This is a genomic window from Streptomyces chiangmaiensis, assembly GCF_036281785.1.
In the GTDB taxonomy this organism is placed as follows: domain Bacteria; phylum Actinomycetota; class Actinomycetes; order Streptomycetales; family Streptomycetaceae; genus Streptomyces; species Streptomyces chiangmaiensis.
Window position 1 is genome coordinate 60,273 of record NZ_JAYWVC010000012.1, and the last position, 19,136, is coordinate 79,408.

The 19,136-nt window shown below is 69.0% G+C and carries 18 protein-coding genes; 6 read left to right on the forward strand and 12 right to left on the reverse strand.

Annotation, left to right across the window (positions count from 1 at the left end):
• Positions 1–70 precede the first annotated feature (70 nt).
• The gene (locus VXC91_RS06325) at positions 71–1,081 is read left to right on the forward strand and encodes a cupin domain-containing protein (protein WP_329505742.1); all 1,011 of its coding nucleotides are present in this window, start codon (positions 71–73) and stop codon (positions 1,079–1,081) included.
• A gap of 61 nt (positions 1,082–1,142) precedes the next feature.
• Here VXC91_RS06325 and VXC91_RS06330 read toward each other — a convergent pair whose 3' ends face one another.
• The 10 genes from VXC91_RS06330 to VXC91_RS06375 form a co-directional block, all read right to left on the reverse strand.
• Positions 1,143–2,030: an AAA family ATPase gene (locus VXC91_RS06330; RefSeq protein WP_329505744.1), complete on the reverse strand. Its 888-nt coding sequence runs from the start codon at positions 2,028–2,030 to the stop codon at positions 1,143–1,145.
• A gap of 16 nt (positions 2,031–2,046) precedes the next feature.
• Positions 2,047–3,114, reverse strand: coding sequence for a cupin domain-containing protein (locus VXC91_RS06335; protein ID WP_329505746.1), 1,068 nt, complete (start codon positions 3,112–3,114; stop codon positions 2,047–2,049).
• A 42-nt stretch (positions 3,115–3,156) separates the two neighbouring features.
• Positions 3,157–4,386: an MFS transporter gene (locus tag VXC91_RS06340; RefSeq protein WP_329505748.1), complete on the reverse strand. Its 1,230-nt coding sequence runs from the start codon at positions 4,384–4,386 to the stop codon at positions 3,157–3,159.
• Between the two features lie 3 nt (positions 4,387–4,389).
• Positions 4,390–5,526, reverse strand: coding sequence for an ABC transporter ATP-binding protein (locus VXC91_RS06345; RefSeq protein ID WP_329505750.1), 1,137 nt, complete (start codon positions 5,524–5,526; stop codon positions 4,390–4,392).
• An 18-nt stretch (positions 5,527–5,544) separates the two neighbouring features.
• A complete protein-coding gene (locus VXC91_RS06350) occupies positions 5,545–7,350 on the reverse strand; it encodes an ABC transporter permease (RefSeq protein WP_329505752.1) in 1,806 nt (601 codons plus the stop codon).
• A gap of 6 nt (positions 7,351–7,356) precedes the next feature.
• On the reverse strand, positions 7,357–8,466 hold the full coding sequence (locus VXC91_RS06355; RefSeq protein WP_329505754.1) for an ABC transporter substrate-binding protein: 1,110 nt from the start codon (positions 8,464–8,466) through the stop codon (positions 7,357–7,359).
• Positions 8,467–8,506: 40 nt separating this feature from the next.
• Positions 8,507–9,610, reverse strand: coding sequence for an ABC transporter substrate-binding protein (locus VXC91_RS06360; protein WP_329505756.1), 1,104 nt, complete (start codon positions 9,608–9,610; stop codon positions 8,507–8,509).
• 255 nt (positions 9,611–9,865) lie between these two features.
• The gene (locus VXC91_RS06365; RefSeq protein WP_329505758.1) at positions 9,866–11,461 is read right to left on the reverse strand and encodes an ethanolamine ammonia-lyase reactivating factor EutA; all 1,596 of its coding nucleotides are present in this window, start codon (positions 11,459–11,461) and stop codon (positions 9,866–9,868) included.
• A gap of 35 nt (positions 11,462–11,496) precedes the next feature.
• Positions 11,497–12,630, reverse strand: a complete 1,134-nt coding sequence (locus VXC91_RS06370; protein WP_329505760.1) for a cupin domain-containing protein — start codon at positions 12,628–12,630, stop codon at positions 11,497–11,499.
• A gap of 99 nt (positions 12,631–12,729) precedes the next feature.
• The gene (locus VXC91_RS06375; protein WP_329505762.1) at positions 12,730–13,494 is read right to left on the reverse strand and encodes a 2,3-bisphosphoglycerate-dependent phosphoglycerate mutase; all 765 of its coding nucleotides are present in this window, start codon (positions 13,492–13,494) and stop codon (positions 12,730–12,732) included.
• A 151-nt stretch (positions 13,495–13,645) separates the two neighbouring features.
• Here VXC91_RS06375 and VXC91_RS06380 point away from each other — a divergent pair, with 151 nt between their 5' ends.
• The 5 genes from VXC91_RS06380 (at position 13,646) to VXC91_RS06400 (ending at position 17,581) form a co-directional block, all read left to right on the forward strand.
• Complete coding sequence (locus VXC91_RS06380) at positions 13,646–13,960, forward strand: 2Fe-2S iron-sulfur cluster-binding protein (RefSeq protein ID WP_425578488.1); 315 nt, start codon at positions 13,646–13,648, stop codon at positions 13,958–13,960.
• Between the two features lie 84 nt (positions 13,961–14,044).
• On the forward strand, positions 14,045–15,337 hold the full coding sequence (locus VXC91_RS06385; RefSeq protein WP_329505766.1) for an aromatic ring-hydroxylating dioxygenase subunit alpha: 1,293 nt from the start codon (positions 14,045–14,047) through the stop codon (positions 15,335–15,337).
• A gap of 1 nt (position 15,338) precedes the next feature.
• On the forward strand, positions 15,339–15,830 hold the full coding sequence (locus VXC91_RS06390) for a 3-methyl-2-oxobutanoate hydroxymethyltransferase (RefSeq protein ID WP_329505768.1): 492 nt from the start codon (positions 15,339–15,341) through the stop codon (positions 15,828–15,830).
• Between the two features lie 10 nt (positions 15,831–15,840).
• On the forward strand, positions 15,841–16,674 hold the full coding sequence (locus VXC91_RS06395; protein ID WP_329505770.1) for a 3-methyl-2-oxobutanoate hydroxymethyltransferase: 834 nt from the start codon (positions 15,841–15,843) through the stop codon (positions 16,672–16,674).
• 52 nt (positions 16,675–16,726) lie between these two features.
• A complete protein-coding gene (locus tag VXC91_RS06400; RefSeq protein ID WP_329505771.1) occupies positions 16,727–17,581 on the forward strand; it encodes an alpha/beta fold hydrolase in 855 nt (284 codons plus the stop codon).
• A gap of 93 nt (positions 17,582–17,674) precedes the next feature.
• Here VXC91_RS06400 and VXC91_RS06405 read toward each other — a convergent pair whose 3' ends face one another.
• Both VXC91_RS06405 and VXC91_RS06410 read right to left on the reverse strand, forming a co-directional pair.
• Positions 17,675–18,127: an RpiB/LacA/LacB family sugar-phosphate isomerase gene (locus VXC91_RS06405; protein WP_329505772.1), complete on the reverse strand. Its 453-nt coding sequence runs from the start codon at positions 18,125–18,127 to the stop codon at positions 17,675–17,677.
• A 32-nt stretch (positions 18,128–18,159) separates the two neighbouring features.
• The gene (locus VXC91_RS06410; protein ID WP_329505773.1) at positions 18,160–19,107 is read right to left on the reverse strand and encodes a substrate-binding domain-containing protein; all 948 of its coding nucleotides are present in this window, start codon (positions 19,105–19,107) and stop codon (positions 18,160–18,162) included.
• Between the last annotated feature and the right edge of the window lie 29 nt (positions 19,108–19,136).

Below are 19,136 nucleotides of genomic sequence, written 5' to 3' on the forward strand. Positions count from 1 at the left end.
TGCCCCCAGTGAAGGCATTATGGTTAGACCATAAGGTGATTAGATAGCTTCGGTCATCACAGGAGGCACCATGGGCAAGAAGGGACGAGTCTTCGTCCGCGGCCTGACCTCGGAGACGTACGGGCTCGGTGAGTACCGCCGCAGGCAGCTCGCCGTCCAGCGGGTCCGCGACGACTCCGTGGTCGTCGACGACGCGAAGGTGGCGCACTCGGGCGACAGCGAGAAGTCCCGGACGTGGTGGCGGGTCGGCCCCGGGGACGAGGACTTCCTCACCCAGACGATCCAGGTCCACTTCGTCGAACTGCCGCCCCAGTCCAGCAACCACGGGCACGGTCACCAGAACGAGGCGGCCTTCTACATCCTCCAGGGCCGGGGCTACGAGATCCACGACGACCAGCGCTACGACTGGACCAAGGACGACCTCGTCTTCGTCCACACCGACTCGGTGCACCGCCACTTCAACCCCTACGACGAGACCGCCACCGCGCTGGTGGTGAAGGCCAAGAGCACCTGGATGTTCATGGGCCTGTGGCAGCAGGGTCGCAGCGGTCCGGTCGAGCACGAGGCCGAGTTCGGGCCCCGTGAGGACTGGTCCCGGATCTGGACACCCGGCGTCGCGGACCGCAAGAAGGTCATCTCCCTGGCCGACACCACCTGGGAGAACACCCCCCTCGGCCGCGTCCGGGTGATGTCCTCGCCGGAACGCACCGACGCCCGCATCTTCTCCATCGACGCCTTCGAGCTCGACATCCCCGCCGGCAGCCGCTCGGGCAAGTACTGGAAGATGGCCGACGAGGTGTACTACGTGCTCGACGGCAGCGGGTACGCCCTCCAGTGGGAGGTCGAGGCGGAGATCGCGGAGAAGTACTACGCGCGGGTCGCCCTGGAGCCGACCCGGCACGAGATCACCAAGGGCGACACGCTGTACGTGCCGCAGAACCACGTGTGCCAGCTCTTTTCCTACGACGGCACGCCCCTGCGGCTGCTGTCGGCGCAGAACCGCGTCTTCAAGCACCTCGGGTACGACACGGTGCACTTCATGGAGGACGCTCCCGGGTACCAGGCGGCGCAGAACGTCTGACGGACCAAAACGCTTCGGCCCCACACCGTGCCACTGGGTGTGGGGCCGAAGTCATGCCGTGTCACGGGCGCGCCGTCGCGGCCTCCTCCGCGGCGGTGACCAGGTCGTCGACGCTCAACAGGGCCGGCTCCCGGGCAGTCTCCAGGCGCAGTGCCAGTGCCCCGTGCACGGTCTTACGGATCCGGCGGCCGTCCAGGCCGGTCAGGAGTTTGCCCACGCGCTGGTGCACCGCCGTGTCCTCGGCCAGCGTGGCCAGTTCGGGCCACTGCGCCGCCAGACCGCGCAGTGAGTCCGCCACGATCAGCGGGACCACCCACTCGTCGGGCAGTTCGGTGTGCACGACGAGGTCGGCGCGGGAGAGGAACGCCTCGTCGACGGCCTCCGCGAAGTTCGTCGTGACGACGAGCAGGGTACCGGGGCGCTGGGCCCGCAGCGTGTCCAGACCACTGAGCACGGCGTCCGTGGCCCGGTGCACGTCGACCGGGTTGGTGTCGAAGGACGCCGCATGGCGCCGTACCGCGAGCGCCTCGACCTCGTCGACGAGGACCAGGGTGTGGGGCCGGCGTGCGGCCAGCTCCGGCAGCGTCTCGCGGAACAGCCGGGAGACGGCGCGCTGGCTCTCGCCCAGCATCTCACTGGGAAAGGCATGCGGATCGATCTCGACGAGCGTCGTCGCGCCGTGCGGGGCCAGCGTGCGGGCGGCCGCCTGCGCGAGCCCCTGGGCCAGCGTCGTCTTGCCGGTCCCGGGCGGTCCGGCCAGCACCACCAGGCCGTGCGGTGCCACGGGCGAACCCGCGAGCCGCCGCCCGTGCCGGAGCACGAGGACGGCGGTCGCGAGCAGCCTCTCCTTGACCCGTGGGCCGATGATCACTGAGTCCCAGGGCCCGTCGTGGTGGTCGGCGGGAAGCGCATGGATCCCGGCGACGCCGTGCGGCAATGCGGTGCTCACCGCTTGTGGCTCCCGTTCACGGCCATGTGGGGCGCGTGAGCGCCGGCCACTGGACGGTCGAGGGGTCGCCGGCCTGTGCGTCCCGGATGTGCTCCGGCGGCTCCTCGAACAGCACCAGCGGATCGCACAGGGCGCGCATCGTCTCCAGCAGGCTGTCGAACATATGGATGCGTACCACCTTGGCGGTGCGGTCCGTTGCGGAGTTGATGTGCTGGTGCCACAGGAAGTGGTCGACGACGATGATGTCGCCCTTCTTCCACGGGTGCAGCTCGCCGCCTTCCGGCTCGCTTCCCAGATAGCTCTCGCCGCTGCCCTCGACGACGTACAGCCACGCCTCGCCGGGATGCCGGTGCATCGACTGGGCCCGGCCCGGGCCGATCTCGAACATCGCCATCGTGATGCCGGAGGCCTGGTAGCCGATGGCACGGTCCAGCAGGAACGTGGTGCGGGTGCCGCGCGGGGTGTTGCGCAGCTCCAGCTCGTCCCAGCTGGTGTGCAGTCGGCCCGAGCGGCGCGCCTCCTGGTCGCGGGCGAGCCGCCGAAGCCGCGTCGCGTACGGGTCGGCACCGTCACGGCCTGGCGAGAACGGCGGGCGCGGCGGCAGTTCGGACACGGGGGTGTGGCCCGCTTCCTCGAGGACGGCCATGCCCATCGTCTCCAGCAGCGGCCCGCTGGAGAAGGTGAGGTAGCGCGTCGTGGTGTCGCCGTCGTTGCCGCTGCGGTGCCAGGACCAGGCCGGCAGATGCAGCGAGTCGCCCGGCCCCCAGTCGATGCGCTTGCCGTCGATCTCGGTCCAGCCCCAGCCGGCCGCCACGAACACCATGGCGTCCCACGAGTGCCGGTGCAGCGTCGTCACGGTCCCGGGGTTCAGTTCATGGGCCAGGGCGTCCATCGTGCGGGTCGGCCGGTCACCGTCGGCTCCGACGTAGACGCCCACGCGGCTGCCCCGCGCGGTGGGGTGCATCTCGACGTCCTCGAGGGGGACGACGGTGCGCTGGTTCTTCCGCCACTTGTCGATGAAGGCGGCTCGTCGACGCTTCTGTACGTGGTAGTGAGTGACCTCGGTCGTGGTGTGCGTACTCAAACGTGTCTCCCAACAGGACGAAATACACACGGAGTCGGAGGATCAGGAGGTGGCCGGCTGAGCCGTGGGCACGCTGTACTCGCGTACCGTGCGGCTGCGGGCCGCGCTCGCGCCCGACACGGCGGCCGGCACCAGACCGCCGAGGGTCAGGGCCAGGACCGGGCCGAGGGCGCCGGCGGCCAGGCCCATCACCGAGTCGCCGATCGCCGGGCCGCCGCGCGAACACATCTGGTAGATGGCGGAGACCCGGCCGCGCAGCTCGTCGGGCGTCTCCACCTGGACAGCGGCATGCCGGACGGTGGTCGCGACCGCGTCCGCGGCCCCCAGGGCGAGGGCCATGGCGATCGCCACCGGGAAGGTGCGCGACTGGGCCAGGCCCACGACGGCCAGACCGTACGCAGCCGTGCCCCAGAGCACGATCCGGCCGGCGCGCGCCGTGCGCACCAGCCGGAACACCCAGACCGAGCCGATCAGCGCGCCGGCCGAGGGGGCCGCGGACAGCAGCCCGTAGCCGGTGGCGCCCACGTGCAGGACGTCCGCGGCGAAGGCGGGCAGCAGCACCCGGTAGGCGCCGAACACCGTGGCGGTCATGTCCAGGCCCATCAACTGCCAGACCACGGGCCGGTCGGCCACATACCGTACGCCCTCACGCAGGCTCCCCAGCAGCGACCGCCGCTCGCCGCCACCCGCCAGCGCAGGTACCCGCAGCAGGGCGAGGACGACGACGAGCACCGCGTAGGTGACCGCGTCGAAGACATACACCGCCCCCGGGCCGCCGATGGCGATCAGCACGCCCGCGAACGCGGGGCCCACCAGGATGGCCAGTTCCCGAGACGGGTTGAGCAGCGCGAACGCCTCGACGAGCCGTTCGCGCGGCACCATCGCGGGGATCAGGGCCTGCCGGGCGGGCTGGTCGAATGTCGCGGCCGCCGTCGCCAGCAGCGACGTGACCACGACCGACCACACCGTGGCTGCGCCCGCCAGGGTGACCGCGGCGAGCCCCGCCGACACCAGCAGCGCGACGCCCTGAGTGACCTGCAACAGGCGGCGGCGGTCCAGCCGGTCGGCGTAGATCCCGCCGACCGGCGACAGCACCAGCAGGGCCACCGCCTGGGCGAGGCCGACGAGTCCCACCTGAGCGGTCGAGCCGGTGAGTTGGTAGACCTGGTAGAGGTTGGCGGCGACGGCGCCCCTGGTCCCGATCTGGGAGAGGACGACGCCGCCCCAGTAGAGGTCGAAGTCCCGGTTGCGCAGTACCTGGGGTATCGCCATCGGTCAGTCGACCGGGACGAGGGTCACCTTGTCCGGGGCGACCGAGAAGTGCACTTCGGTGCCCGGCGGGATCGACAGGTTGGGGTTGGACCGGTTGCGGATCTCCAGGTCGCCGACGCCCACGATGTGGTCGACGACGTCGCCCATGAAGGCGCGGGTGAGGACCGTGCCCGACCACTCGTTGGGCACGTCACCCCGCCGCTCGCGGGACAGATCGATGCACTCGGGCCGGATCGAGATGAGCACCGTGTCACCGACCGCGGGCGGCGCCTCCACCCCGCGGGCCACGAGGCGGCCCTGTGCCGCGTCCACCTGCACCTCGCCGCCCGAGACCGAGACGACCTTCGCCTCGACGAAGTTGGAGGTGCCGATGAACTCGGCGACGAATCGCGTGGCCGGCTTGGTGTAGATCTCGCGGGGCTTTCCGATCTGCTCGATGCGCCCCTGGTTCATCACCGCGATACGGTTCGACATCACCAGCGCCTCGGACTGGTCGTGCGTCACGTAGATCGCGGTGAGGTTCAACTCCCGCTGCAGGCGCTTGAGCTCGAAACGCATGCTCTCGCGCAGCTTGGCGTCCAGATTGGACAGCGGTTCGTCCAGCAGCATCAGCTCGGGCCTGGTCACCAGGGCGCGGGCCAGAGCCAGGCGCTGCTGCTGGCCGCCGGAGAGCTTGGTGGCGGCCCGGGAGGCGTAGGCACCGAGCTCCGTGACCTCGAGGACCTGCCCGACGCGCTCCTCGATCTCCTTGCGGCCGGGGCGCTTGGTGCGGGGCATCACCTCCAGCGGGAACGACGCGTTCTTGAAGACCGACATGTGCGGCCAGATGGCGTACGACTGGAAGACCATGCCGAGCCCGCGCTGGTTGGCGCGCATGTTGACGCCGTTTTGGGAGTCGAACAGCACGCGTCCGCCCAGTGTCACCCGGCCCTCCGTCGGGCGCTCCAGGCCCGCCACGGAGCGCAGAGTGGTGGTCTTTCCACAGCCGGAGGGGCCGAGCAGCGTGAACAGCTCGCCGTCGTGCACCTCGAAATCGACCCCGCCGACGGCGAACACACGCGTGCCCGCGTCGGACCGACGCCTGGAGGCACGCCCGGCCGTGTCGTCGTAACTCTTCTTGAGGGATTCGACCGTCAACATCGCTGAAGGTCCCTTCGATCAGTTCGCGGAGTCGCTCTGCAGCCCGAAACGGGCACCCAGGCGGTAGGCAACGGAGACGAGGACGACGAGCAGAACGACCATGCAGACGCCCAGGGCGGCCAAGGTGGTGAACTGGCCGTTCTCGAACTGCTCCCAGATCAGCACCGACAGCACCTCTTTGCCGGGGCTGTACAGAAGGATGGTGCTGGACAGTTCGCGGAAGGAGACGACCAGGATGTAGACCCAGCCGGCCAGGATGCCGCCGCTCATCAGCGGCAACAGCACGCGGCGGAAGGTCTGGAACCACGAGGCGCCGGACACCGCGGCCGACTCCTCGAGCTCGGGTGACATCTGCGCCATCGCGGACGAGGAGTAGCGCATGCCGTACGGCAGGTAACGCGTGCAGTACGACACCAGAAGGATGAGCAGCGTGCCGTAGATCGGCAGCGACATCCGCAGATAGACGAACGACAGCGCGAGACCGAGGACGAGTCCGGGGATCACGATGGGGGTGAAGGCCAGCAGGTCGAGCAGCCGTCGCCCCGGGGCCCTGGTACGCAATACCACCCAGGCGACGATCGCGGTGAGGATCATCACCGCAGTCGCGGCGCCCACTCCCACGATGAGCGAGTTCTTGAGCGCCGTGAACGCCAGCGGCATGTCGAAGACGGCACGGTAGTTGTCGAAGCTCATCTGGCTGAGGGTCTTGCGGGTCGGTGCGGCGTAGTACTTGAGCAGCGAGGCGTAGACGAGGACGGCGACCGGCAGGACCACCGTGAGCAGGAAGTAGAGGATCACTCCGGCTCCGACGTACGGCCGCGCCCGGCCCAGCTCGACCGGGCGCGGCCGGAACGCCTTGCCCGTCACCGTCTGGAAGTTGCGCGAGGAGCGCTGGAGCCAGCTGGAGACCAGCACTCCGACCGCCGCGATCACCAGCAGTCCGATGGCGTAGGCGCCTGCGGCACCGTAGTCGATGGGGTAGGCCCGCAGGACGAAGTAGATCCGGCTCGTGAACACGTAGATGCCGTTCTGCAGTCCGAGCAGTCCCGGCACCTCGAAACTCTCCAGGGATTGCACGAACATCAGCAGTGCCGCGGAGATCATCGCGGGCCGCAGCAGGGGAACCGTGACTCGCCGCAGGACCGTGAACCGGTTCGCCCCCGACATGGCGGCCGACTCTTCGAGCGAGGGATCCATCGCCCGGAAGGCGGCCACCATCAGCAGGAACGCCACCGGCGCGAGGTGTAGCCCCTGCACCCAGATCATGCCCCAGACGCTGTAGATGTTGATGGGGGAGGAGTCGAAGAGGGGTTTGAAGACCAGGGAGTTGAGAAGCCCGCTCGACGGATCACCGAGGAAGATCCACGAGGTCGCGTACAGGATGCCGGGCACGATGAGCGGCACGAGCGACGCCGCGAAGAAGAGTCCCTTGAAGGGGGTGTCCGTCCGTACCTGCACATACGCCAGGGCCGTGCCGAGGATGAGCGCGAGCGCGGCCGAACCCAGCGCGAACCAGAGCGAGTTGAGCATCATCTCGGCGGACTGCGAGTTGCCGCCGTAGGCCCGAGCGAACGCGTTGAAGGAGAGACCGCTGCCGTCGGCGCTGAGGAAGGTGTCGTGGACCAGGTAGCCCAGGGGCACGATCGCCAGGTATCCGACCACGACGACCGCGCCGCCGACCAGCAGGCCCTGAAGGGACAGCGGGCGCCGCAGCATGCGCAGAAGTCGGTCCGCCCGGCGGCCCTCCGCGGGCTGCGGCGCGGGTCCGGGCCGGGCTTCGGGATCGTCGTCCCGAGCGGTCGTAGACGTGGGTGCGAGGGTCATCGATGGTCAGCTCCCCGTCGTGGCGGCGCCGCGCAGCAGCGCGTCGTACTTCTTGTCCCAGGAGCCGTCGTCCTTGCTGAGGCCCTTGACGTCGAAGGGGACGAGAGTGAGGCCGGTGAGGCTCTTGTCCCCGGGGACCTTCGTCGACGGCGTGAGCCCGAGCTTGACGAGTTCCTTCTGGCCGTCGGTCAGCAGCCAGTTGTAGAAGAGCCAGGCGCCGGCCGGATGTTTTGCGTTCTTGATCATGCCGACACCGTTGGGCCGGGCGAAGGCGGGTATCTTCGACACCCCACCCTGGGGCAGGTGGGTGACGGGGGCGCCCTTTTCGGCGGCGCGGTCCGTGATGTAGGTGTAGTTCATCGCCTCCATCGGCGACTGGCCGGCGGAGAGGAACTGCATCATCGTCGTGTGGCCTTTGGACACCTTGGAGTTGGCGACGATGCCCTTCCACAGCGCGTCCACCTGCGTCTGCGACTTGCCGTGATCCAGCCAGTACTCGGTGACGTTCTCGAACCAGTCGCTGTCGCTGACCTCGAGGGTGAGCTTGCCCTTGTACTTGGGCAAGGCGAGATCCTCCCAGCTGTGCGGCTCGTCGGCGGGCTTGATCAGGTCGGTGTTCCACGCGGGCTGGAAGACGTTGAGCCGGCTCGCCGTCCAGTGCGTGAACTTGCCGGCCGACTCCACCTTGTCGAGCGCGGAGCCGTTGAAGTCCGCCAGGAGGTTGTTGTCGGACAGGGCCGTCATCTCCAGGAAGTTGGTCTCCACCGCGTCGGCGCCGGCCTTGCCGGCCTGCGCCTCCTGCAGGGCCCGCTGCAGGACAGTCTCGGAGTTGCCGCGGAAGACACTGACGTGGATGCCGTACTGCTTCTCGAAGGCCTGCGCGATCGGGGTCGCGATGTCCGCGGTCATCGAGGTGTACACGGAGAGAGTTCTGCCCTCCTTCTGGGCGAGTTCCTTGGCTTTGGCGACCTGTTGGTCCTTGGGGAGGGCGGCGATCTGCGCGTAGGTGCCGTCGGCCTTGGCGTTGGACGCCGTGGTGACGGCGCTGCCGCATCCGGTGGTGACGGCCGCGACCAATAGTCCGGCCAGGGCGAGGGTGGTGGTACGGGTCCTCATGCGGTGCTCTCCTGGAGAAGGGCGTGAAGGGGGAATGCGGTCAGCCCGCCGTGGGGACGCCGCGCAGCAGCGCGTCGTAGGCGGTGTTCCACTTCTTGGTGTCGGTCTCGGCGGTCTTCGACAGGCTGTAGGTGGTGGTGCCGGCCGGGATCGGGTCCTTGTAGCCGGGCACGCTCTTGGCCGCCGGGATCCGCAGCGACTCGGCGATGATCTTCTGGCCCCCGGTGAGCACCCAGTCGGTCCACAGCAGTGCCGCGGCCGGGTGACGTGGGCGGGCCATCAGCGCCACGCCGTTGGGGCGGAGGATCACCGGCTCGACGGCGGGCCGCCAGGTCACGGGCGCGCCCTTCTTGGCCGCCTTGTCGACGGTATGGCTGTAGACCGAGAGGGCCACGGCGAACTGGCCGGCACTGAGCAATTCACCCTGCACAGTGTGGCCCTTGACGACCTTGACGTTCGCGGCGATCTTCGTGAACAGGGCGTCCACGGCGGAGGCGCTCATGCCCTTCTCCTCGGTCAGGTACGTGTGCATCGACGCGTACCAGTCCCAGTCGCCGACCTCGACGGAGAGCTTGCCCTTCCACTTCGGGTCGGCGAAGTCGGCGAAGTCCGTCGGTTCCTGGCCCGCCTTGACCTTGTCGGTGTTCCAGCCGACGACGAAGGCGTTGAAACGTTCGGCCGTCCATCCGCCGAGGTTCTTCGCGGTGTCCTTGAGACCCGCTTCCGCAGGTCCCTTGTAGGCGTGGAGCAGGTGCTGGCCGTCCAGGGCCCGCAGTTCGAGGTCGTTGGTGTCCATGACGTCGTTCTGCGGCTTGTTCGCCTGGTTCTCCTGCAGCGCACGCTGCAGAACTGTCTCGGAGTTGGCCCGGAAGGCGTGGACCTTGATTCCGGGGTACGCCTTCTGGAACCCGTCGACGAGGTCCTGGATGTCGGTGTTGGAGGTGTACAGGTCCAGTACGCCGCCCTCGCTCTTGGCGTCGGCGAGCAGCTTGTCCGTGCGCTCCTTGCCGGTGAGGGACTCGTACGCGGCGTAGGGGTTTTTGTCGGGGGCGGCGCCGGCGGTTCCCGTCGTCGGCGAGGCGCCGCAGCCGGTGAGGAGGAGGCCGCCGACCAGAAGGCCGACGGGGAGAGCACCTTGACGCATCGCACACTCCTTGGACGAGGCGGATGGCTCGAGGGCGGACGGGAAGGGCACAGAGTGTGGGGGAGCGGTGCGGTCGCGACGACGGCGGGGTGGTGAGTCGTCGGCGGGGCGGCATGCGGCTGCGGTTCGCGTCCGTCCGAGTGCCGGGTCCCTGCATAAAACAGCAGGCTCGGTCTTATGGTCTAACCATCGGACAAGAGTTTTACTCTATTGTTACGGCCCGGGGACGAGGGGTTCACACCCGTGGGCCCTGTGTCAGGTGGAGGCGGGATGTCGGCCGGGATCCCGCCCGAAGACGAGCGACTTGATCGTGACCGGCACCGTGCGGGACGGGAAGCGCACCCGTCCGATGTCGACGTAGTCGAAGTCCCGCAGACTCAGCCCGTCGATGACGAGCAGATCGGCGGTGACCTCCAGTTCGTCGCGCAGCAGCCTGCCGAGGGTGAGTGCCACGTCGCCGTCGAGCACGATGTACAACGGTCTTCCCTGCGCGAGCCGTTCGTCGAGCGCGTCCCGGATGCCCCGCGCGAAGGGCAGCAGCCGCTCATAGTTCGGCGGCCCGCTCCACGTCAGGGCGAGGGCGATGTCCGCACCCGTCTGCGCCACGTCGAGGGCGACCAGATGCCGTCGGATCGCCGACTCCACCGCACCGGCGTCGAGCCTCTCGCCGAGCTCGTACGACGGCCTGAGCACCTGCAGATTGCGGCGCGGCAGCAATGCGTCGGGGTCGGAGACGAACCCGGTGTTGCCGCTCAGCTGGACGCTGTACTCCGATGCGCCCACCGCCGTCGCGCGGATGCACTCGCCCGGCGGAAGCAAGGGATACGACAGCGCACCGTCGTCCAGCCGCCGGCGCAGCGCGCGTCCCAGTCGGCGACCGAGGTCTCCGAAGTCCGTACGCTCCCTGTCGTAGACGTACTCGGCGACCCCGCCCGAGAACATCACCCCGTCGACGGGCTCGAGTCCGGGCAGCGGCTCCGTGAGGAAGAGCGTCCGGACGTGCTCGGGAGGCGCAGCGGCGGTGACGGCCTGCACCAGTGCGTCCGCCATCACCTCCGCCACCCGGTCCAGTTCGTCGCCCCGGACGGTGTCACCGGGCCTCCAGCCCGTGAACCCGGCTCTCTCGGCGTGCACACGACCGGCCGGATCGAGCCGGACGATACGCCCCGCGGCGTCGACCACCTGGAGTCTGCCGCCGATGTGCACGGCGGCGGTGGCCATGACCCGTCCCCGGTCCAGCACGGCGAGCTTGGTGGTCCCGCCGCCTATGTCGACGTTGAGGATGCGCCGCCCGGTGTCGTACGACGCCTTGGCGGCGCCCGATCCGTAGGCGGCCAGCATGGCCTCCATATGGTGGCCCGCGCTCGCGTTGACCAGCTCGCCCCCGCGCTCGGCGAGGATGGCGGCGATCACCTCCGCGTTGCGCCGCCGCAGCGCCTCGCCGGTGAGGATCACGACACCGGTGTCGATGTCGGCCGGGCCGGCGTCCGCCTCCTTGTACGCCACGTCGATGATCGCGCCGAGGGCTTCGGCGTCGATGTACTCGTCGCTCGCGTAGGGCGTGAGTTCCACCGGGGAGCGGTGGAGGGTCTCCCGCCGCACCACGAGGTACCGGCTCGTCAGGTCCTCGCCGATGCGCCGTAGATGCAGGCGGGAGAAGACGACCTGGGTGCCGGAGGAACCGATGTCGATACCCACGCTGTGCAGGGTGACGTTGTCCTGCTGCCAGATCGGGTTGTCCTCGAGTGCTCCGGCCACGTCGTCGTCGTGCACATGGTCGTGGTCGGGGAGGTACGCCGAATGAACCGTGTGCACCCCGTCGTCATGGTTGTGGTCTTCGGCCTGCCGCACGGTTCCCGCTCCTTAACGGACGTCGACTTCCTGTGTCAGACGGTGGCCGGCTGCTCCGGGCTGGGCGGGAGCGTGGCGAGCTCGGCTTCGTAGACGGCGTTCATCCTGGGCTCCATCCCGTGCTTGGCCAGAGCCTCCCGGAACGTCTCGCGCACATAGGGCGACTCGTCGGCGTAGTCGATCTGGTCGCCGCCGATGCGCCGGCTGATCCAGGCCTTGGGCACGCCCTGCGCATTGCGCACGGATACGACCTCGTGCTTGAAGGCGAGATAGCGGCTCGGTTCGGTGCCGGTGTTGAAGTGCTGGTGGAACCACATGTTCGGCGGGACGATCAGCGTGCCCGGCCCCCACTCGTAGCGGCGCGGCTCCTCGCCCTCCGGCCACATGAGGCTGTAGCCCTCACCGGAGAGGATGATGACGTGAGCGCCGGGCCCGTGCCGGTGCCCCTTCTTGTACGTCGCCGTGGGGAATTGTGAGATGTGACTGTTCATCGACCCCTTGGCCATCGCGAAGCGGATGTGTCCACCGCCCGCGCCCCGCTCCTTCGCCTCGATCAGCGGAAGGTTGACGGCGTCCGCGACGAAGTTGGTGTCGAGGAGCAGGCCCTTCTGTTCGCCCCTGGGGGAGAAATAGTCGGGCTCGCCGTTGAAGCGGTCCCGGAAGTCCCTCGGGGTGTCGAAGACGAAGTCCGGGTCCCCGTAGAGGTTGATGACGGGAGGCAGGTTCGTCGAGGAGACGAAGCGTGCCGCCTTGCGGCCGGAGCCGTTGAAGTGCTGGTGGTGGGCGTTGAGCGGAATGGCGAAGATCGAGCCGGCCTGCCACTCGAAGGTCACTTCGGCGCCGGAGTCGTTCCAGACCTTGGTCGACCCCTGCCCGTCGAGAACCAGGATCATCTCCTCGAACAGCTGCCGCTGCGGGGCGAGCGCGCCGCCGGCCGGGATCTCGCAGACGTAGCAGTCGTTGGAGGTGCGGGTGGCCTCGTGGTTGATGAAGACGCCCCGGCCGCCGCGCCGTTCCCATGGCTTCAGCTCGACGGTGCGCAGATCGGGGATGTAGTGGGCCGCGATGATGTCGAGCCCTTCGGCGGCGACCCAGCGGGTGTAGGGGGATTCCTTCTCCGTGGCGAACTTCGCCGCCAGGGAGTCGTTGACGAGCGCATCCTTGGCCATTCGGCGGCCCTTCCTGGTCGGCTCTTGCGACATGACGTGCGCTGACAGGGAAATAAGGGGTGTGGATTGGTAGAACCATAAGTCCACTACTGGAGGGCGTCAACGAGTCGCGCGCGATGATCGGAATCCCTCTGCGGCCACTTCCGCGGCCGCCGCCGCGGCGGCCGGGGGGTCCAGGTAGCGGCCGCCCCGTACGAGCGGTGCCAGGTCCTCGCCGAGGTCGTACCGCAGGGGCATGGCCGTGGGGATGTTGAGGCCCGGCACCTCCTGACGGCTCATCCGGTCCAGGTGGGCGACGAGGGCCCGCAGCGAGTTGCTGTGCGCGACGACCAACGTGGTGCGGCCCGCACGCAGATCCGGTACGACGGCCTCGTGCCAGTACGGCAGCAGCCGGGCCGTGACGTCGGCGAGCGACTCGGTTCGCGGCAGAAGGGTGCGGGGTGCGTACGCATACCGCGGGTCGTCGGACACGTCGCCCGGGGCGCCTTCGGCGACCGGCGGCGGGGCGGCGTCGTACGAGCGGCGCCAGAGCCGGAAGCGCTCCTCGCCGAACTCCTTCAGGACGTCGCTCTTCTCCCGGCCCTGCAGGGCCCCGTAATGGCGCTCGTTGAGCCGCCAGTGCGCGGCGATCCGCTTCCCCCGTACTCCGGCGCTCCGGGCGACCAGGTCCGCGGTGCGCGTCGCCCGCGTCAGGGCCGAGCTGTGCACCGCGTCGGGCACGAGGCCTGCTTCACGCAACAACTCGCCACATCGCATGGCCTGTTGTTCTCCGCGTGCGGTCAGGCCGACATCGGTCCAGCCCGTGAACAGGTGCCTGGCGTTCCATGCGCTCTCGCCGTGGCGAAGCAGGATCAGTGTCCCCATGTCGCCGATTGTGATCCCTCGTCCTGTGTCTTGTTCCATCTTTGAGCATTCTGGTCTAATGGACAGACCACCGACGGAGTGCGGCCCCCGCGGCATGCCCGTTCGCAGTGGATTCCGCCGATCGCGAGAGGAAACAGGGACCTTGCCCAAGGTGATCTTCGTCGGCAGCGACGGTCCCGAGTACACCGTCGATGCGACGGTCGGGGACTCGGTCATGGCGGCCGCGGTGAAGAACGGCGTTCCCGGGATCGTCGCCGAATGCGGCGGCAACCAGTCCTGCGCCACCTGCCATGTGTGGGTGCGCGAGGAGTTCGCGCCGCTGGTCGGACCGCCCGGCGACATGGAGGACGATCTGCTCGACCTGGCCGTCGCCGAGCGCCGGGACACCAGCCGCCTGTCGTGCCAGATCCGTCTCACCCGGGAACTCGACGGGATCATCGTCGACATCCCCCCGGAACAGGCCTGAGCGCCGGGCAGCCGACGCACCGTTCCGCACCGAGCTCAGCACCGATGTCCACGACCCGCCGGCGGGTCAGTACCTGAAAGGGATATGGCCGTGCTCAGAAAAGACATCAACGAGCTGCTCACCCAGACCGGACCCGGGACGCCGATGGGCGAACTGTTCCGACAGTACTGGATCCCCGCGCTGCTCGCGGAGGAACTCCCGGAGAACGACTGCCCGCCGGTACGCGTCAAACTCCTGTCCGAGCGCATGGTGGCCTTCCGTGACAGCGAGGGGCGCTACGGCCTCGTCGACGAGTTCTGCGCCCACCGCGGTGCCTCGCTGTGGTTCGGCCGGAACGAGGGATCCGGACTGCGCTGCCCGTACCACGGCTGGAAGTACGACGTGACCGGACAGTGCATCGAGGTCCCCTCGGAGGCCGACAACAGCAGCTTCTGCCAGAACGTCCAGCTGACGTCGTACCCCCTGGTGAAGATAGGTGACGTCCTGTGGACCCACATGGGAGACGCGGCCACCCGGCCCCCACTCCCGGAGTTCGAATGGGTCCACGTTCCGGGCGAGCAGACCTACACCTCCAAGCGCTGGCAGCAGTGCAACTGGCTGCAGGCCTTCGAGGGCGGCATCGACTCCAGCCACGTCACCTTCCTGCACTCCGGCGGGCTGAAGACCGACCCCCTGTTCAGGGGCGCCAAGGGCAACGAGTACAACATGAAGGACACCAAGCCCTTCTTCGAGGTCGCCGACAGTGACGGCGGGCTGTTCGTCGGCGCCCGGCGCAACGCCGAAGAGGGGGAGTACTACTGGCGGATCACGCCCTGGGTCATGCCCGCCTTCACGATGGTTCCGCCGCGCGGCGACCACCCGGTGCACGGCCACTTCTGGGTGCCGATCGACGACGAGAACTGCTGGACGTACTCCTTCGACTACCACCCGGTGCGTGCCCTCACCGAGACCGAGCGGCAGGCCATGATCGACGGCCACGGCGTCCACAGCAAGAACATCCCCGGCACCTACCGGCCCACGGCCAACATGGACAACGACTATCTGATCGACCGCGAGGCGCAGAAGCGCGGCGAGACCTATTCCGGCGTGGCGGGCATCGCCATGCAGGACGCCTCCCTCCAGGAGAGCATGGGGCCCATCGTCGACCGTTCCAAGGAGCGACTCGTTCCCGCCGACAGCGGGATCATCAAGGCCCGTCAGAAGCTGCGCAAGGCCGCCATCGCGCTGCGGGACGAGGGCGTCACGCCGCCCGGTGTGGATCCGGCGCACCAGAGGGTGCGGTCGGCGGCGGTGGTACTGCCGCAGGCCGAGTCCTTCCTGGACTCCTGCCGCGACGCGGTGAAGGTGACCCCCGGCGTCGCTCAGTCCTCGGTGTGACATGACGACGGCGCCTATGTATCTGAGCGAGAGCGCCCGTGCGGCCTCGGCGAGCGAGTCCCGGTTCCGTATCGACGTACCCATCGCCCCGGCCCGGTCCGCCCGGGTCGTGGCGCTGGACGAGCGGGCGGCGTCGGTGGTGCGCCGCCTCGCCGAGCGGTCCTGGGCCCATGCCCGCTTCTACACCAGCCACGAGGTCAGGGACGGCGACGGCCTGCTGCACGAGCTGGACGGTGCGGCCGTCCCGCTCGACGAGGTCCTCGCCGGCACCGACGTGGTCGTCGTCCTCGCCACGGAGGACCGCGGCCGGGCCGCGGCGGCCGCGATCGGCCGGATCTGCGGTCGTCGGGGTATCACCACGGCGGGCGTGATCCTGGGCGACGGTTTCGAGGCCGACGACGCCGTCGCCGCTCTGCGGCCCTATGCCCGCGTGCTGTTGCTGTCCGCCGACGAGGGCGACGCCTTCGAACTGCTCGTGGCCCTCAGGGTCTAGGAGGACCCGTATGCTCGAGAAGGTCACCCTGCGCGGATTGCAGCGTATGAAGGACGAGCAGCGCAAGATCGTCGGTGTCGTGGCCTGGGACTACCAGATCGCGCGCATTGTCGACCGGGCCGGCGTCGACCTGGTCTCCGTCGGCGACACGGTCGGCGTGAACCTGTGGGGGCAGAACAACCCCTTCGAGGTGACGATGGACCAGATGATCAACGTCGCCCAGGCGGTGCGGCGGGGCGTGCGGAGGGCCCTGGTGAGCGCCGACTTCCCCTTCGGGCCGTTGCAGGAGGGAACGGACAGCGCTGTCAGGGCGGCCATCCGGTTCGTCAAGGAGGCCGGGGTCGACATGGTCAAGCTGGACGCCGCCTCCGACTTCCCCGACGCCGTCACCGCGATCTCCCGCGCGGGCATCCCTGTGTTCGCCCAGTTCGGGATCACCCCGCAGACGGCCCTGCGATACGGCGTGGAGTACAGCGCGGTGCCCTCCAGCGCCGACCAGGTGCCGGTGGAGATGAAGGACGCCCTGGTGGCGGAGGCCAAACGGCTGGAGGAAGCGGGCGCCGCCCTGCTGAATTTCACCAACTCCGGTCCGGTGGTGGGGCCGGCCGTGGCCGAAGCCGTCTCCGTCCCGGTGCTCGGCGGCTTCGGCGGCGGTCCCTGGCTCGACGGGCGGATGCGCATGGCCCATGCGGCCATCGGTTACGCCGCGTCGTCCCTTGACGATCCGCCGGACACCTACGCCAACGTCGCCCGGATCACGCTCGACGCGATCACGGCCTACGCCGCGGATGTGCGAGCGGCACGCCAGGTCGCCGGCGGTGTGCCCGTCCCGCCGGCGACCTGACAACCGGCCGGCCCGACAGCCGGCCGACATCACGCGAAAGGAGTGAACGACCATGCCCACCGCCGTCATCGACGGAATCCCGACACGCTACGAGGTCACAGGTTCGGGACCCCCTCTGCTGATGTTCTCTCCCGGAGGATTCGACTCCAGTCTGGAAGGCTGGCGGACGGTGGGCGTCTACCGGCGCCTGCGCCTGCTCGACCATCTCGGCGAGGCGTACACCTGCGTGACCTTCGACCGGCGCGAGTCCGGCGGGTCGGGGGGACGGCTGGAGCGGATCTCCTGGGCCGACTACGTCCGCCAGGGCGCCGGCCTCCTCGACCACCTCGGGATCGAACGGGCCCACCTGATGGGAGGGTGTGTCGGCTGCTCCACCGTCGCGGCGTTCGCGGTCGCCCGCCCGGAGCGGGTGCTGAGCATGGTGCTGTACTCGCCGGCGGGTGGAGTGAAGTACCGGATGAAGCAGCACGACCGGTTCCGGCACCATGTGGTGTACGCCGACGAGCACGGACTGGAGCAGGTGGTGTCCCTCGCGCGTGGCTCGGACGCCGGCTTCACGAACGATCCCCGGGTCGGTCCCTGGGCCCAGGTGATCCGTACCGACGCCGAGTTCGCCGACGCCTACGCACGGACCGATCCCGACCGTTACCGGGCGACAGTGACCGGCATGGCGCGGCTGCTGTTCGACCGGGACACGGTGCCGGGTCCCGAGCCGGAGGATCTCCTGCGGCTGGACATACCGGCGTTGATCGTCCCCGGCCAGGACACCTCGCACGCGCCGTCGGCAGCGCGGTACCTGCAGGAGTGCCTGCCCGACAACGAGTACTGGGACGCACCGGTGGCCGAGCAGACGCACGAGTCGGCGCCGGCACGGGTACTCGAGTTCCTGGCCGGAGTACGGAATTGACGTGCTCCGTGGCCTAAGGTCCACGGATTCCCGCGTCGTGCACGGAGGGCGAAGGGGACCGGCCGTGAGGGGAGGCGCGGCCGGGCCCCTGGCTCAGGTCCGCGCCGATTCCCGTTCCAGCGCGGCGATCTGTTCGAGCCGCCGGGCGTGCACCCCGCCCTTGAAGGGCGTCGTCAGCCAGGTCCCGACGATCTCCTCGGCGCCCTCCGGCGTCAGGATCTTCGCGGCGAGGACAAGGACGTTTGAGTCGTTGTTGCCACGGGAGATGCGGGTGCTCCACAGGTCGTGGCACAGCCCCGCCCGAATCCCCCGGATCTTGTTGCAGGCGACGGTCTCTCCGAGCCCGCTTCCGCCGAGGACGATCCCGCGCTCGGCGCGGCCTTCGGTCACCTGCCGGCACACGTCCGCGCACAGCGGCGGGTAGTCGAGCGTCTCCTCACTGTTGCTGCCGCGGTCGTCGACGGTGTGCCCGTGTGCGGTCAGCCAGGCGGTGAGCCGGACTTTGAGGGCGTAACCGTTGTGGTCGGCGGCGATGGCGATGCGCATACGGGTTCCTTCGGCTGACGGTGAGGGTGCGGTCAGGCGATCAGCGTGCGCGTGCCCTCGGCGAACAACTCCTCCAGCGGAAGGGGCCGTTCGAGGATGCGCTGGTCCACGGCGTGACGCATGAGCTCTTCCAGTACGGAGCGGTTCGGCTCTACGCCGTACGGCAGCGGATCCGTGCCGGTCACGTCAAGGACCCTCCGGTACATGAGGTCCGTGACGGTGGGGGAGCCGATGCCTCCGCTGCGCAGCCGGTCCACGTAGAGCTGCTTGGCCCGGGCGAAGGCGTCGAAGACCAGTGCGCCCAACTCGGGCTGCTCCTCGAGCAGTTCGTCACGGATGACGATCAGGTGGTTGATCGGGTACAGGGCGCGTTCGCGCAGGGCGGTGAAGCCCGCCTCTTCGGGCTCCGGGATCAGTGGAGCGAGGGCCGAGGACGCCGGCCTGGGTCCGATCACTGCAGCCAGGTCGCCGCCGAGCAGCATGTCCTCCAGGGATCCACCGTGGTCCATGGGAACGACGTTGGCCGGCGGTCGGTACGCCGCGACGTGCTCGTCGCCCGACAGCACCCAGGTGACCTTGTCGAGGTCGACGCCGTACTCCTCCTGGAGGACGGCGCGCGCCCAGACGCCGGTGGTCACCGTGTAGCCGCGGCTGACGCCGACCCTGCGGCCCTCGAGGTCCTTGGGGCCGCGCACATCCGACGCAGGGTCATGGAAGATCGCCCCGTGGTGGAAGCCGCGCACCAGAAAGGCGGGCACGGCGGTGAACCGTGCCCCGTGCGCCTTGGCGACCAGATACGTGGTCAGTGCCATCTCGCTGACGTCGAACTCCAACCCGCGCACCATGCGCCGGAAGGCATGGACGAGAACGGGGACTTCCTCGAACTCGAAGCGGAAGCTGCGGGGCGTGACCTCCCCCGTCTTGAGCGCCTCGTTGTTGCCCTGCGTGCGGGTCACGGTCCTGAGTTGAGGTACGGCCATGACTCGAAAAGGTAGCATGGTTAGTCCAT